The sequence below is a fragment of the Rudaea sp. genome (assembly GCF_036383415.1).
In the GTDB taxonomy this organism is placed as follows: Bacteria; Pseudomonadota; Gammaproteobacteria; order Xanthomonadales; family Rhodanobacteraceae; genus Rudaea.
The window spans coordinates 1-15,165 of record NZ_DASVOK010000207.1; the positions used below are offsets into that span (position 1 = coordinate 1).

General features: G+C 64.5%; 14 protein-coding genes and 2 pseudogenes. All 16 read right to left on the minus strand.

What is annotated here, in order from left to right:
* Nucleotides 1-164 (minus strand): NAD-dependent epimerase/dehydratase family protein (locus VF497_RS08145; RefSeq protein WP_330887539.1); only part of this gene is annotated, 164 nt, incomplete at its 3' end.
* 13 nt (nt 165-177) lie between these two features.
* A complete protein-coding gene (locus VF497_RS08150) occupies nt 178-918 on the minus strand; it encodes an SDR family oxidoreductase (protein WP_330887510.1) in 741 nt (246 codons plus the stop codon).
* Nucleotides 919-922: 4 nt separating this feature from the next.
* Nucleotides 923-2,218, minus strand: coding sequence for an FAD-binding oxidoreductase (locus VF497_RS08155; RefSeq protein WP_330887512.1), 1,296 nt, complete (start codon nt 2,216-2,218; stop codon nt 923-925).
* Nucleotides 2,218-3,633: a UbiA family prenyltransferase gene (locus tag VF497_RS08160; RefSeq protein WP_330887514.1), complete on the minus strand. Its 1,416-nt coding sequence runs from the start codon at nt 3,631-3,633 to the stop codon at nt 2,218-2,220. The genes VF497_RS08155 and VF497_RS08160 overlap by 1 nt, the downstream gene beginning before the upstream one ends.
* 150 nt (nt 3,634-3,783) lie before the next feature.
* On the minus strand, nt 3,784-5,058 hold the full coding sequence (locus VF497_RS08165; protein WP_330887516.1) for a hypothetical protein: 1,275 nt from the start codon (nt 5,056-5,058) through the stop codon (nt 3,784-3,786).
* Nucleotides 5,058-7,025 carry an acetoacetate--CoA ligase gene (locus VF497_RS08170; RefSeq protein WP_330887518.1) on the minus strand — a complete coding sequence of 656 codons (1,968 nt, stop codon included), beginning with the start codon at nt 7,023-7,025 and terminating at the stop codon, nt 5,058-5,060. Before VF497_RS08170 ends, VF497_RS08165 begins: the two co-directional genes overlap by 1 nt.
* Before the next feature lie 201 nt (nt 7,026-7,226).
* Nucleotides 7,227-8,171: an electron transfer flavoprotein subunit alpha/FixB family protein gene (locus VF497_RS08175; protein ID WP_330887521.1), complete on the minus strand. Its 945-nt coding sequence runs from the start codon at nt 8,169-8,171 to the stop codon at nt 7,227-7,229.
* Entirely contained in the window at nt 8,171-8,917 is a 747-nt protein-coding gene (locus tag VF497_RS08180) for an electron transfer flavoprotein subunit beta/FixA family protein (protein WP_330887523.1), read from the minus strand. The genes VF497_RS08175 and VF497_RS08180 overlap by 1 nt, the downstream gene beginning before the upstream one ends.
* Before the next feature lie 109 nt (nt 8,918-9,026).
* Nucleotides 9,027-9,407, minus strand: coding sequence for a hypothetical protein (locus VF497_RS08185; protein ID WP_330887525.1), 381 nt, complete (start codon nt 9,405-9,407; stop codon nt 9,027-9,029).
* 22 nt (nt 9,408-9,429) lie between these two features.
* Nucleotides 9,430-9,759: pseudogene (locus tag VF497_RS18520) on the minus strand (LytTR family DNA-binding domain-containing protein); the annotation flags it as partial.
* Between the two features lie 62 nt (nt 9,760-9,821).
* A pseudogene (locus tag VF497_RS18525) lies at nt 9,822-10,188 on the minus strand (LytR/AlgR family response regulator transcription factor); the annotation flags it as partial.
* Nucleotides 10,181-11,443, minus strand: coding sequence for a sensor histidine kinase (locus VF497_RS08195; protein ID WP_330887529.1), 1,263 nt, complete (start codon nt 11,441-11,443; stop codon nt 10,181-10,183). The gene VF497_RS08195 and the pseudogene VF497_RS18525, both read right to left, overlap by 8 nt.
* Nucleotides 11,444-11,613: 170 nt before the next feature.
* Nucleotides 11,614-12,078, minus strand: coding sequence for a hypothetical protein (locus VF497_RS08200; RefSeq protein WP_330887531.1), 465 nt, complete (start codon nt 12,076-12,078; stop codon nt 11,614-11,616).
* Between the two features lie 121 nt (nt 12,079-12,199).
* Complete coding sequence (gene pepQ / locus VF497_RS08205; protein ID WP_330887533.1) at nt 12,200-13,522, minus strand: Xaa-Pro dipeptidase; 1,323 nt, start codon at nt 13,520-13,522, stop codon at nt 12,200-12,202.
* 59 nt (nt 13,523-13,581) lie between these two features.
* Nucleotides 13,582-14,220 (minus strand): response regulator transcription factor, encoded by a 639-nt coding sequence (locus VF497_RS08210; RefSeq protein WP_330887535.1) that lies wholly within the window; start codon nt 14,218-14,220, stop codon nt 13,582-13,584.
* On the minus strand, nt 14,217-15,014 hold the full coding sequence (locus tag VF497_RS08215) for a sensor histidine kinase (protein ID WP_330887537.1): 798 nt from the start codon (nt 15,012-15,014) through the stop codon (nt 14,217-14,219). The genes VF497_RS08210 and VF497_RS08215 overlap by 4 nt, the downstream gene beginning before the upstream one ends.
* Between the last annotated feature and the right edge of the window lie 151 nt (nt 15,015-15,165).

Below are 15,165 nucleotides of genomic sequence, written 5' to 3' on the forward strand. Positions count from 1 at the left end.
GCCCGCACGTCGGGATGCAGCTGACGCAGAATGCCGAGGTTGTACTCGTGCTTGTCGATCGCGACAAGGTTGGTGTAGCCCTGCGCCTTCAGTTCGACGACGAGGTTCTGCCCGACCAGACCGGCCGCGCCGGTCAGTACGATTTTTGCATCCTTGGCAATCATGCGATGCGGTCCGTCACAGCTTCAGCTTCTTGAAGATCGGCTCCGGAATGTGCTTGATCACAAGCATGATCAGACACCAGAACCACGGCAGGTAAACGACGCTGCGGCGCTTGTCGATCGCGCGCGCGATGCCCGCGGCGACCGCATCTGGCTTGGCCCAGAGCGCGCCCTTGTTCGCGATGTTCGCGGTCATCGGCGTGTCGACGAAGCCGGGCTTGATCGTCAGCACATCGACGTTGGATTTCGCCAGGCGCTGGCGCAGGCCCGAGAGAAACGCCGTCACAGCGGCCTTGGCCGAACCGTAGACATAGTTGCTCTGGCGGCCGCGGTCGCCGGCGACCGAGGAAATCACCGCGAGCGTACCGGCCTTGCGCGCTTCGAACGTGTTCGCCAGCGTGGTCAGCAGCGCCATCGTCGACAACGCGTTGACGTCGAACTCGCGGCGCAGCGCGGCGACCGATTTCTCGCATTCGCCCTGGTCCGACAGGGTGCCGTGCGCGATCAGCACGGTATCGAGGCCGCCGAGCTCGCGCTCGGCCTGGTCGATGATCGCCTGGTGCGCGGCGAAATCGGCGACGTCGAGCGTCGCGGTCGCGCTGCGCACGGCGCCACGCACATCGAGATCGGCCTTGATCGCCTGCAGCCGATCGGCATTGCGCGCGACGAGGAACAGCGCGTCGCCGCGTGTGGCGAAGATGCGCGCGGTGGCTTCGGCGATCGCCGAGGTCGCTCCGATGATCAGGATTTTTCTCATGGACTCATTCCATCACCCGGCGCCAGAAGCCGGAAGAAAACTTGGGGTCGATCTGCGGCAGCATGGACTGCCAGCGCGGAAAATATTGGCGAAAGCGCAGGCCGCTCAGGCGCGCGTCCTTGGCCGGATATACGGCGCCACCGGCTGCGGCGACGATGTCGTCGAGCCGATCGAGCAGCGAAAACGTCGCCGCGCCGAGGTTAGGGAAATCCAGCGCGAGCGTCGTGCCCGCGCGCGGAAATGAAAGTATACCTGCAGACGGGCGATCGGCGAAGACCTTGAGTACGGCGAGGAACGAGCCGCTGCCGCTTGCCGCGATGCGCTTGAGTAGTTCGATGACCGCCGCTTCGGCTGCCTCCGGAGGCACCACGCACTGGTATTGCAGCAATCCGCGCGGGCCGTAGATGCGGTTCCATTCGCCGATCGCATCGAGCGGATAGAAATACGGCTCATAGTGCACGATTGTGTTGCCTTCGCGTGCTCGTCGGTAATACAACTCGTTGAAAGCGCGCAGGCTGAGCGAATTGATCAGCGAGAACGGCGGCGTGAACGGCACCGTGAGTAGCCCCTGCCGTGGCGCGTGCGCGGCAGCCGAGGCCGGCGCGTGATTGGCGCGGAAGAACAGGCCGCGGCCGAAGCTGTCGCCGTTCGCGGCGCAGTCGATCCAGGCGACGGTGTAGGCATAGTCGCGTTCGGACTGCGCGGACAAGGCAAAGAATTCGCGGAGATTGGCGAAGCGCTGCGTTTCCTGCGCCATCCAGGGACTGGCGATGCGCAACAGGCCAAACTCCGCCCACACGATGACGCCGGTCAGGCCGAGGCCGCCGATCGTTGCGGTATACAAATCCACATTTTGTGTCGGACTGCATTCGATGCGCGTGCCGTCCGAGCGCAGCAGCTCGAAGCGCAGCAGGTGCTCGCCGAACGTGCCGGCGCCGTGATGGTTCTTGCCGTGCACGTCGTTGGCAATCGCACCGCCGACGGTGACGAAGCGCGTGCCCGGCGTCACCGGCAGGAACCAGCCCCGCGGCACGGCGAAGTCGAGGATGTCGGCGAACAATACGCCGGCCTCGCAGCGCAGGATGCCGGTCGCCGGATCGAAGGCGATGTAGCGATCGAGCCCGCGCGTGTGCAGCAGCGTGCCGCCGTCGTTGAGACAGACGTCGCCATAGCTGCGGCCGTTGCCGTAGGCGAGCACGCTGCCTTCGCTTGCTGGCAGCGCCGCGTCACGCCAATGCAGCGGCACGACGGCCTGCCGCGCATGCGGATAGCGGCCCCAGGATGTACCGACCGCAGACATCAGATCGCCGCGACGATCACGACAGCGCACAGCGCAAGCACGACGCGGCTGACGTAATCGGTCAGTGCGAACACGATCGGATCGTCGTCCATCAGACCGCGGTGCGCCTTGAACCAGACCCGGCTGACCCAGTACAGCAGCAACGGGCACAGCAGCCACAGCACCTGTTGGTGCCGGTACAACACTTCGCTCGCCGAGCTGTTGATGTACAGCGCGAGCACGAGCACGGCGAGATAGCCGCTGGAGCCGCCGAGCGAGGCGATGAGGCCGAGATCATCCACTTCATAGCCGCGTCCATCGGTGCGATTGCGGCCTTGCTGAACCAGGCTCTGCAGCTCGGTGTAGCGCTTGACCAGGGCCAGGCTCAGGAACAGGAACATCGAGAACGCGAGCAGCCAGAACGACAGCGCCGAATGGATCGCCGCCGTGCCGGCGATGATGCGCACGGTGTAGAGCGCGGCGAGCACGACGGTATCGAGCATCGCGATGCGCTTGAGGCGGAACGAATAGGCTAGCGTCAGCAACCAATAACCGAACAGTACGAGCGCGAATTTCACCCCGACCGCGAGCGCCAGCACGAATGCGGCGATCGTCAGCAGCGGCGCGGCGACGAGGCCCGATGCGAGCGGCAATGTGCCGGCCGCGAACGGGCGCAGGCGCTTGCGCGGATGAGTGCGATCGGACTCGAGATCGAGCAGATCGTTGAGTACATACACGCCCGACGCGCACAGGCCGAACGCCATGAAGGCAAGCAGCGACAGCAACGCCGCGTCGAGCTGGAACAGCTTGTGCGAGGCGAGCAGCGGCAGGAACACGAGCAGGTTCTTCAACCACTGGTGCAGGCGCAGTGCCTTGAACCACGCGTGCAGGCCACCGCCTTCGCGCGGCAGCACCTCATCGACTTGGGTTACTGCGGCAGCACTCGCCGCGAGACCATCGGAGGCGTTGACGACGATCGCGCGCCGTGCGGAACGCCACACTTTGAGATCCGGCGTGGCGTTGCCGGCATAGTCGAAGCCACGTTCGCCGTAGCGTTCGACGAGCGCGTGCGCCTTGTCCGTGCCGGCAAGATTGTGCTCGCCGTCGCTGGCGATCACCTCATCGAACACGCCGACGTGCGCGGCGACGGCCTCCGCGTATTTGCGGTCGGAAGCAGTGCAGAGCACGCGGTGCCGAGTCGACTCGCGCAACCGCGCGATGACACGTTCGTCATAGGGCAGCAGGGCAACATCGATTTCGCTGCGGGCGGCGATCTCGCGTTTCATTGCCGCCTTGCCGCGCAGCAGCCAAACGCCGCAGCGCAGGATGTTGAGCGGGTTGCGCCGCACGAGCCCGAGTGTCGACTCGATCAGCAGGTCAGAGCGGATCAAGGTGCCGTCGAGATCGACGCAGAGAGGAAAGGCCTGGTCGTGCATGCGCGCGAGGCGAAGTCTTGGGGTTCGTGCAATTCTAAACGACGATCGTGTGCCCGAGTGATTTCCGGCTTGAAGGCCACTGGATTCCGGCAAGAGTTGGGGCGGCCGCTCCAGCGCTATCGATCCTGAGTGCACCGCTGGCAGTAGTCTTCATTGCTCGAATGACGGCGGTTTGCGTGCCGGCAAACTCATTTGCCAATTCGGATTGATGGGGACTGTCACCGCCTCGCCGTTGTCGATCTGTCTTGCGAATTGCCCCCAGTTCTTGTTCTGCATGGGCATGCGCTGCAGCGAGGCATTTGCGTAAACGACACTGGCGCCGAGCAACAGCGTAAGCGTTGCGAGTCGGATGCCGGAGCCGCGACGCCAAATTAGTGCAAGCGCAGCGGCCACGCACCACCATATGAATATCTTGGCTGCGAAGAAGTAGCGATCGCCGAAAACGATTTCCGTCCAGATCAGGGCCGGGTTGTGGGCTTTGATGCCAGCGGCGAGAAAGCCGGCGAGAACGAATACAAGGATGCAGGCAAGGGTGGCACGGTCTCCGCCGGCGCTCGGAATCCAGATCAGGCAGGCCGCGACGACGATCGTCACGAGCGCAAGGAAAACGCTGTCCGGCATCAGCCTGTGGCCGAAGAAATGGGATTGCAGCGCTGCGAACATGGTATCGACACCGCCGATCCACTGCGCAAACGTGGCATGCGTATCCTCAGCACCGTTTCGCATCACCCACAACTGGAGGAAGCTGCATAGCATCAGGATTCCGACGCCATAAGCAGCGGGCGAACGCAATCGCGACCACGGCGAGGAGGCACCACGCTGTTCGACGCGCCAGATCCAAAGCCAGCCGATCGCGGCGGCTGCAGAGGCGAACACGCAGAACGGACCGGTCAACCCGGCGAAGATCGTCGCCGCCCCCGCGCGCCAAGTGCTTGCCGGCGGCCTGCCATCGATGAAGCGGCTGACCACGACGATTTCATAGAACTGGGTGAACCACTGCACATTCGTCAGAGTTCCGAATACCTCGCCGTTCGTGGGCGTCAATGCGAAAGGTGCGAGCAGGAAGGCAAAGCCACCGAGGCCCAGGCGCATCTCGCGCAGGCTGGCGATGCTCGCCGCGCCAATGAGAAGGGCGGAGTAACTGTAGATGGCCGGTGCGTAGAAGGCCGAGAAAGCTGACGCGATCCATGCAACCGTGCGCGGAATCAGAAGCAGGTACCCCGCGTAGGGCAGGAACAGCCGAGGAGCGCCGTGATGCAGCTGATCGGCGAAGAATACACTCCCGTCTTCTGCCCAGAATTGCGGATGGACAAGGCTGTCCGGTGCGCGCAAGGCCAGAACGAATGCCGATGCCGTGAAGGCCAGGAACCAGGCTGCCCAGTTTCGTCGGGCGAGCCAATCCTCCGCCCCAGCGATGAATTCCATTACGAGGGCATTTCCTGCAGTTGCGGGCGCAATGCCTCGAACAATTTCAGTGCCTGCGGATTGGCCAGCGCATCGGTATTCTTGACCGGACGTCCGTGGATCGTCTCGCGCACCGCGATCTCGGTGATCTTGCCCGAGATCGTGCGCGGGATGTCGGCGACCTGGAGGATCTTCGCCGGCACGTGCCGCGGCGTCGTGTTCGCGCGGATCTGTTTCTTGATCCGTTCGCGCAGCTTGTCGTCGAGCGTGAAACCCTCGCGCAGGCGCACGAACAGGATCACGCGCACGTCGCTGTCCCACTCCTGGCCGACCGCGATCGACTCGAGCACCTCGGGCAGCTGCTCGACTTGGCGATATATTTCTGCGGTGCCGATACGCACGCCGCCCGGATTGAGCACGGCATCGGAGCGGCCGTAGATGACGATGCCGTCGTGCTCGGTCAGCAATGCGTGGTCACCGTGGCACCAGACATTTTCCACTTTGGAAAAATACGCATTTTTATACTTCGAACCGTCGACATCGCCCCAGAAACCGACCGGCATGCACGGGAACGGCGCGGTGCAGGCCAGTTCGCCCTTCTCTCCGCGCAGTGGCTTGCCGTCGTCGTCGAGAATTTCCACTTTCAGGCCGAGGCCGCGGCACTGCAGTTCGCCGCGATAAACAGGCAGCAGCGGATTGCCGAGCGCGAAGCAGGAGACGATGTCGGTGCCGCCGGAGATCGAGGCAAGCAGCAAGCGCTCCTTCACGTCGCGGTAGACGTAGTCGAAGCTCTCGTCTGCGAGCGGCGAGCCGGTCGAGAGAATGGTCTTCAGCGTCGTCAGCTTGTGCGACTCGCGCGGCTTGACGCCGGCCTTCTCGCTCGCCGCGATCCACTTCGCGCTCGTGCCGAATACGCTGATGCCGACCTCGTCGATCAGATCCCACAGCGCGTTTGCGTCGGGATGCGAGGGCGAGCCATCGTAAAGCACGAGCGTCGCGCCGACCGCAAGGCTCGACACGAGCCAGTTCCACATCATCCAGCCGCAGGTGGTGTAATAGAAGATCTTGTCTTCGCGCTTGAGGTCGGTGTGCAGCACGAGCTCCTTCAGGTGCTGGATCAGCGTGCCGCCGGCGCCGTGCACGATGCACTTCGGCACGCCGGTGGTGCCGGAGGAATACATCACGTAGAGTGGGTGGTCGAACGCGGTCGGCGTGAATTCAAGTTCGCGTGCTTCGTCGCCGAGGAAATCCGGCCACGCGACTGCATTGGCGATGCCGTCAAGCTTGAACGCCGCGCCCGAATACGGCACGACGACGAGTTTCTCGACCGACGGAATCTGCGCGAGCACGTCGCGGATCTTGGCCAAGCAGTCGAAACTCTTGCCGCCGTAGGGATAGGCGTCCGCAGTGAACAGCACCTTCGGTGCGATCTGGCCGAAGCGGTCGACCACGCCGTTGATACCGAAGTCGGGCGAGCACGACGACCACGTCGCGCCGAGCGAGGTGGCCGCGAGCATCGCGATCACGGTCTCGGGAATGTTCGGCATGAAGCCCGCGACGCGATCGCCGGCAACGACGCCGGCTTCGCGCAACGCATGCGCGAGCTTGCCGACTTCCTCATGCAGTTGCGTGTAGGTGAATTCGCGCTTGTGACCCCACTCGTTGCGCGCGATCAGGGCGACACGGTCGTCCTTGTAGCGCAACAGGTTCTGCGCGAAGTTCAGGCGCACGCCGGGGAACCAGCGCGCACCGGGCATCCTGTCGCCGTCGACGAGCACCTGATCGAAGTCGCCCGAGGTGCGGATGCCGCAAAATTCCCACACCGCGCGCCAGAACGCCTCCGGCTGGCGGATCGAATAGTCGTAAAGGCTGTAATAGTCCTCGACTTGCGCCTTGTACTCGGTTTGCACGAAGCGGATGAAGCGGGACAGGTTGGCGCGCTCGATGCGTTCCTTGCTCGGTTCCCAGATGGGGCGTTGCGTATTCAAGCGGCGTTCCCTCTGCAGTGACTGCGCGAGAGCCAATTATAAATCAGCACACCGGATTCGGTGTGACGAGCGGAGAAACGTGGGGCTTTTTGACGCGGATCAGCGCGCACAAAGCGCGAAAACCGACTCCGGCTTCCGCGGCATCTGCGTTCATCTTCCCATATCCGCAGTGATCCGCATCAAAATTGTGTCATTCGCCCGTTAGCCGAGTGCCGCTTCGAGTTCGGGGATGATCTTGAACAAATCACCAACAAGGCCGATGTCGGCGATCTCGAAGATTGGCGCTTCGCCGTCCTTGTTGATCGCCACGATCGTGCCGGCGTCCTTGATTCCGGTCAGGTGCTGGATCGCACCCGAGATGCCGATTGCCATGTACAGCTCCGGCGCGATGATCTTGCCGGTCTGGCCGACTTGCAGGTCGCTGGGCACATAGCCCGCGTCGACCGCGGCGCGCGAGGCGCCGACCGCCGCGCCGAGCTTGTCGGCGAGCTTGAAAATGATCGCGAAGTTCTCCGCCGAGCCGACGCCGCGGCCACCCGAGACGACCTTGGAGGCGCTCTGCAGGTCCGGACGTTCGCTCGAGCCTTGTGCGAGCTCGACGAAGCGCGTATGCGTCGGCAGTTCAGCGTTGACGCTCAGCGCTTCAACCGGCGCGTTGCCGCCATTGGCTGCGGCCGGCCACGAGGCCGTGCGCACAGTCGCGACGAGAATCTGATCGGCCGGCGCCTGCACCGTGACGATCGCGTTGCCCGCATAGATCGGACGCGTGAACGTGTGCGCGTCGATCACGCTCATGATGTCGCTGACCTGGGCGACGCCGAGCAACGCGGCGACACGCGGGGCGACGTCCTTGCCGAACGTGGTCGACGGCGCGAGCACGTGCGTGTAGCCATTCTTCGCGACTTCGACAATCTGCGGTGCGTAGACTGCGGCGAGCGCATGCGCGTTGGCCGGATTGGCGATGGTCAGCACCTTCGACACGCCGGCGATCTTCGCTGCCTCGGCGGCGATGGCATCGGGCGCATCGGCAAGCACGAGCACGTCGATCGCATCGGCCTTGATCGCCTGCGCGCAGCTCACGCAACGCGCGGTGCTGGCATTGAGTTTGCCGTTGAGATGTTCGGCAATGATCAGAACTTTGCTCATTACAGCAACCCCTTCGTCTTCAGCGCCGCGACGAGTTCGGCGGCATCCTTCACCATCACGCCCTTGCTGCGCTTGGCCGGCGGCGCGTAGTTCGTCGTCTTCAGCGTATCGCCCTGGGCGACGCCGAGATCAGCCAGTTGCAGCGTCTCGAGCGGCTTGGCCTTGGCCTTCATGATGTCGGGCAGCTTGATGAAGCGCGGCTCGTTGAGGCGCAGGTCGGTCGTGATCACAGCCGGCAGGTCGACTTCGATCGTTTCGAGGCCTGCATCGACTTCGCGCGTGACCTTGGCCGCGTTGCCATTCACTTCGACCTTCGAGGCGAACGTCGCCTGCGGGCGGTTCCACAGCGCGGCGAGCATCTGTCCGGTCTGGTTGCAGTCGTCGTCGATCGCCTGCTTGCCGAGGATCACGATCTGCGGCTGTTCCTTCTCGATCAGCTTGAGGAACACGCGCGCCGCGGTCAGCGGCTGCACAGTATCGCCGGTGACGACATGGATCGCGCGGTTCGCACCCATCGCGAGGCCGTTGCGCAGATGCGCCTGCGCGTCGGCCGGCGCGATCGTGGCGACGACGACTTCGCTCGCGATACCTTTCTCGCGCAGGCGCAGCGCTTCTTCGAGCGCGATGTCGTCGAACGGATTCGCCGACAGCTTGACGCCGTCGGTGACCACGCCGGAACCGTCCGGCTTGACCTGGATGCGCACGTTGTAATCGACGACGCGCTTGTAGCCGACAAGAATTTTCATCGAGTGCTGACTTCCCTTGAGGTTTCCGTACGCAGGCGTAGCGGAGGGGAAGGCGATTTTACCCGATTGGCTGGAGCAAAAGCTCCAAGGCGGCCTGGCGCGGCGCGGATCAGCTCTGCGGAGCGCTCGCGCAATACGGCGGAACCGGTGTCGTGCGCGCGACGCAGTGCTTGTAGCTGGCGGGCAGGCCGTTCAGCGACTTCGATTCGCCCTTGGCCAGGGCGAAATCGGCGATGCGGTGCGTCGTGCAGGTACTCGCGCGCGCGTCCTTGCCGTCGTCGTGGCAGTCGCTCGTGAACACCGCGTAGTAGCAATGGCCGCTCGCGCTTTCGTTGCACGCGAACTGGGTAATGCCGGGCGTCGATTCGCGGATCGCCGAGTCGAGCACGTCGATGCCGTTGACCGTCGTCGTGGTGATCGAAGTGCTGGGCGCATAGTTGCAGCCGGCGAGAATCAGGGGCAGCGTGGCGATGAGAAGTATCGGGCGCATGGTCGGATCTCGGTGGGGAGCGTTACATCGAACGGAACAGGGTCATGAACGGCTGGCTGACGGTCAGCGTCTCCGGCCGCGTCTTCAGCTTCACCGTGCCGCGGCCGGTGTCGTCGCGCACGATCGACGCGATCGCCTTGAGGTTGACGATGGTCGCGCGGTGAATCTGCTTGAACACAGTCGGATCGAGCAGGCCGAGCAACTCGCGGATCGGCGTGCGCAACAGCGCTTCGCCATCCTTGGTCATCACGACCGTGTACTTGTTGTCAGCCTGGAAATAGGCGACGTCGTCGACAAGGATGAGCTTGGTTTCCTTGCCCGCGCTCGCAGTGATCCAGACCAGCGGCGGCTTGTCGACGACCTGCGGCACGATGCCGAGTTGGCGGATGACCGCGGCAAGCGCACCGGCGTCGCGCGCGCTGCGTGCCTGCAGGCGCGCGACGGTTGCGGCGAGGCGATCGCGGGCGATCGGCTTGAGCAGGTAATCGACCGCGCCCTTGTCGAACGCATCGATCGCGTACTGGTTGTAGGCGGTGACGAAAACGATCTGCGTTTGCGGGCTCGCGTCCGCGCTGGCCGCGGCGACTTCGAGGCCGGTCAGGCCCGGCATGCGGATATCTAGGAAGGCGACGTCGGGCTGGTGCTCGGCGATTGCTTCCAGCGCCTCGCCGCCATCCTCGCACTCGGCGACGATGTCGAGCTGCGGCCAGGTTTCGCGCAGCAGGCCGACGAGCGACTCGCGCAGCAGCGGTTCGTCTTCGGCAAGGATGCACTTAGGCATGGTTCGCTCCCGTTGCAGCCGCGTCCGTCGAAATCGGCACGTTGATCGTCGCGGCGACGCCGTTGGGGAAGTTCGCCGCGATCACGAACGATGCCGCCGTGCCGTAGGCGAGCTTCAGGCGTTCGCGCACGTTCTTCAGGCCGATGCCCGTGCCGCTCGATTGCGCGTTGAAGCCCTGGCCGTCGTCGGCGACGGTGACGGTGAGCTGACCCGCGTTCTCGCGCGCGAGAATCCAGATCGTGCCGCCGCCGTACTTCGGTTCGAGGCCGTGCTTGATCGCGTTCTCGACCAGGGTTTGCAGCATCATCGCCGGAAACGCCGCAGGCTTGAGACTTTCCGGCACTTCGATCTGCAGCTTGAGCCGATCACCCATGCGGATGCGCAGGATTTCCAGATAGGCGCGCGAGCGCTCGAGTTCCTCGCCGAGCGTGGACGGCGCGTTCTCGGGGCGCGGCATGGAAGAGCGCAGATAGGCGATGAGGTTGCCGAGCATTTCATCGGCGCGCGCGGGATCGGTGCGCGTGAGGATCTGCGCGTTCGCCAGGGTGTTGTAGAGGAAATGCGGCTCGATCTGCGCGTGCAGCAGATTGAGCTTGGCCACAGCGAGTTCCTTCTCCGTGCTGGTCTGCTGCGCGCTGGCCTGTTCGCCGCGCCGGCGCTCGGCGATGCGGCGCGTGATCGCGCGCGTCAGCGCTTCCGCGTTTTCGAGGTTGGAGCCATCGTCGAACTGCAGCCAGTCGCTGAAGATGCCGCCTGCCGCCTCGCAGATCAGCAGCGCGCTGCTGGTGCCGTTTGCCGGCGTCAGCGTGGCGAGAATCTGGTGGCGGCGCACGACGAGGAAACCGAAGTCGATGCCGGCGAACACATAAGCCTTGGGCGCGACCGGCTTTTCGATGTGCGCGCGCAGGTTGAGGCTGTCGCGCGTGCTTTCGTCGATGCTGACGTTCGGCAGTTCGCGGATCGACGCATCGACGATCGCGAAGGCTTCGGCGGTGTCGAACGGAATCTCGATCTGGCGGCGCTGGCGCTGGCTCAGCGCGTCCGCATCGATGCGTCCCTTGATCAGTTGCACGCGGCGCAGGTGCGCGATCGCATGGATGATCTTCGTAGTCACGAAGCCGATGACCGCGACTGCAAACAGCCAGTCGAGCGGGCGGATGTGTGGGAAGCCGATGATGTGCCACAGCGCCGTCACGGCCAGTGCCGCGATGAACCAGACCAGCGCCGTGCGCCCGATGAAGAGAAGACCTGCCATGACCGCGAAGTTCCATCGAAACCGATTGGGGCGCAGCATAGCCGCGCGCATCGCGGATGTAATGCGGTCTGCGACGAAACCGCGATCGCTTGTGACAAACCTGCCGTTTGACGGAGTGAAAAAAGGGCCGCTTGCGCGGCCCCGGGCTGGAAGTTGTTTTCTGCTTGCTGTTATTTGGGCTGCGCGCCGTCCTTGTGCGCCCAGCGGCCGGCCGGCACTTCGTCGGCAGTGAGGAAGCCGTCGCCGTTCTTGTCGAGCTTGGCGAAGCGCGCCTGCGCCGCGGTGAGGTACTGGTCCCTGGTGATCGTGCCGTCGCTGCCGATCTTGGCCACTTCGCGGTCGGCGAATTTCTCGCCGCGCTCGCCGGCGCCGTGTGCGGCGGCGATCTGCGCGGCCGTGATCTTGCCGGTGCCCTGGGTATCGATCGCGGCAAAACGTGCCGCGGCCGCGGCCTGGAATTCCGCCGACGAGATCTTGCCGTCGCCGTCGCTATCCATCTTCTTCAGCATGTGGGCGAACGGCGAGGGATGCGCGGCGGTCGTGGCGGCAGAGTTCGTGTCGCTCGACTGCGCGAACGCGGCGAACGGCGCCACTGCCAGCGCGGCGAGCAGGGTGAAAGAGCAGATGCGTGACATGGTGTTCTCCGTTGTGGAAAGGGTGGCGATGGCCACAGCGGATACAACGCCGCCGCCCGCGCGCCGTTTACCGCGGCGCGGTAAACGAACGTAAGCGAGCGCGGGATTCTTTGTGCAGCGGTCAGGCCACCGCGAACGCGTCACGCGTCAGGTTTTCCGGCACGGTCTCGCCGCAGGCTACGTCATCTTCGATGCGGATACCGCCGTACTGGCGGAAGTGGTCGACCTTGTCCCAGGCAATGTCCTTCGCCTCAGGCTTCGCCTTCAATTCGGCCAGCAGCAGGTCGATGAAATACAAGCCGGGCTCGATCGTCACGACCATGCGCGGCTCCAACGTGCGCGTCATGCGCAGGTAAGGATGACCCGGCGGCTTCGCAATCGTGCCGCCGCTTTCGTCCTTCTGAAAGCCGCCGACGTCGTGTACTTGCAGGCCGATCGGATGGCCCAACCCATGCGGGAAGAACACGCCCGACACGCCCGAGGCCACGGCCGCTTCGGCACTCATGCGGATGAAGCCCTGCTCGCGCAGGATGCCGGCGAGGACGTGGTGCGCATGCACATGCAGATCGGCGTAATTTGTTCCTTTTTGTACTTTTTCCACAAATCCTTTTTGCGCCACATCGACCGCGTCGATCAGCGCCTGGAATTCTCCGGCTTGCTTCGAGGCATAGGTACGCGTGATGTCGGAGGCATAGCCGTGGAAGCTTGCGCCTGCGTCGATCACGAACGAGTTCGAGTGCGCCGGAGGTGCGCGGTTGAGATCAGTGTAGTGCAGCACCGCGCCGTGCTGGTTCAGCGCAATGATGTTGGTGTAGGGAAGCTCGTTCTCGGTCTCGTGTACGGCGTTGAGATAGGCCGTGTTGATGTCGTATTCGCTCGCGCCGTTGCGGAATGCGGCTTCCGCCGCACGATGCGCGCGCACGCCGAGCTTGGAGGCGACGCGCATCATGCCGAGTTCATAGTCCGTCTTGTATGCGCGGTACCAATGCAGGTAATTGAGCACGCTCTCGGGGTTGTTCGGCACGTAGCCGCCGACCGCGGCATTGTCTTCGCCGATGATCGCACAGCCCGCGATGTCTTTCGGCAAATGCGCGGCAGCTTCGCCGGCCTCGCGGACGATCGCGATATCAAAATGCTCGACCCAGTAGCCGGCCGGCGCATCGGGCACGACATGCCAGTAGTCGTGCGGCTGCAGGTAGATCAGTTGGGGCCGTTGCCCCGGCGTGTAGACAATCCACGAGCCCGGCGCCTTGGTCACCGGCAGCCAGTGCTTGAAATGCGGATTGACCGCGAACGGATACGGGCGGTCGTCGAGAAACTGGATGCGCGGCTGGCCAGCGGCGATGACGAGATGATCGAGGCCGCTGCGCGCGAGCGCCGCGTCGCTGCGCTGCTTCAGCGTGGCGAGATGATCGGGATAGAGTTTGGCGAGAAGGTCTGACATGCAGCACGCTCATGGCGATTGCGAGTCACGATATTGTGCCGCAAACGCGCCGCGTACGCTCAGTCCAGCAAATGCTTGCGCGCCGCGTAGCGCATCAACTCCACCGAATTGCGCACGCCGAGCTTGTCGAGGATGCGCGAGCGATGGTTCTCGGCGGTCTTGGCGCTGATGTCGAGCTTGCGCGCGATTTCCTTGGTGGTCAGGCCGTCGACGATCAGATGGAACACCTCGCGCTCGCGCGAGGACAGCGTGCCATAGGGATCGTCGATGTCGCGCTCGGGATGGTGCACCTGCGCGGCCAACGCCTTGGCCGCCTGCGGCCCGAAGAACGTTCCGCCTGCGGCGAGTGTCTTCACCGCCGCGATCAATTCCGCCGTCGCGGCGTGCTTGAGCAGGTAGCCGCGCGCGCCCGCACGCACCGCGTGCAGCACATATTCGTCTTCCTCGTGCATGGTTAGCACGAGCGTGTGCGTGTGTGGCAGTTCGGCGACGAGGCGGCGCACCACTTCCAGCCCGTTGAGCCGCGGCATGGAGATGTCGACGATGACCACGTCGGGCTTGAGCCTGAGCGCTTGCTCCAGCGCCTCGACACCGTCGGCTGCCTCGGCGACGATCGCGCATTCGCCGCTCGCGCGCAGCACCGAGACGAGGCTTTCGCGCACGAGGTTGTGGTCGTCGGCGATGAGCGTGCGGATCATGAGGATTGCATCGGCAGTCGCAGGGTGATCGTGCAGCCGGCGCCGGGGTTCGAACGCAACGCGAAGCTGCCGCCGAACAAGCGCACGCGATCACGCATCCCGCCCAGACCGGTGCTTTCACCGCGCGAGCCGGCCGCGAGTGCGGCGGCGGGGTCGCAGCCGCGACCGTCGTCGTCGACCAGCAGCGTCAGTTGCGTCGAATCGCAATGCAGCGCCAGCGTCGCCTGCGTGGCTTGGGCATGTTTGATCACGTTGCCGAGCGATTCCTGTGCGGCGCGGAACACCAACGTGGCGACATCGGCATCGAGCTTGTCCGGCAGCGGATCGATGTTGACGCGGATACGCAATCCCGGTGCCGCGCCCAGCGTGCGCGCCAGCCAACGCAGCGCGGGTTCGAGGCCGAGATCGTCGAGAATCTGGGGGCGCAGCAGGCGCGACAACGCGCGCGTGTCCTCGAGTGTGGATTGGGCGAGATTCTGCGCCTGGTCGAGCGCGGCGAGCGCGGCCGACGTCGTCGCGGCGTTCGCCGGCACTGCGTTCGCGGCGGCGCGCAATTGGTGAATCAACGCGGCGAGATTCTGGCCGATGCCGTCGTGCAACTCACGCGCGAGGCGGCGGCGTTCGTCTTCCTGCACGCGCCACACCGAGCGGGCGAGTTGGGCGAAGTGCTGCTGGTCGGCGCGCAGGCGGTCGAACAGTTCGCTGTGCCGGTGCATCAGTTCGGCAAGGCGCAGATTGAGCGCCTCGATGCCGTCTGGCGTCGCTTGTGGCTGGATCGAATCAGCTCCCTTCACGTCCCGCCTCCCGGCGCGCAATGGTGTCGAGATAGTGCCCGAACACGGCGCGCGCGTCCGCGGGCGCGGCGTCGAGCAGGGCGTCGCGTGCTTGTACCTCAGCGCTGCGCGCCGCAGTGGCTTCGGCGGTCGCGCCGACCTGTGCCAGCGC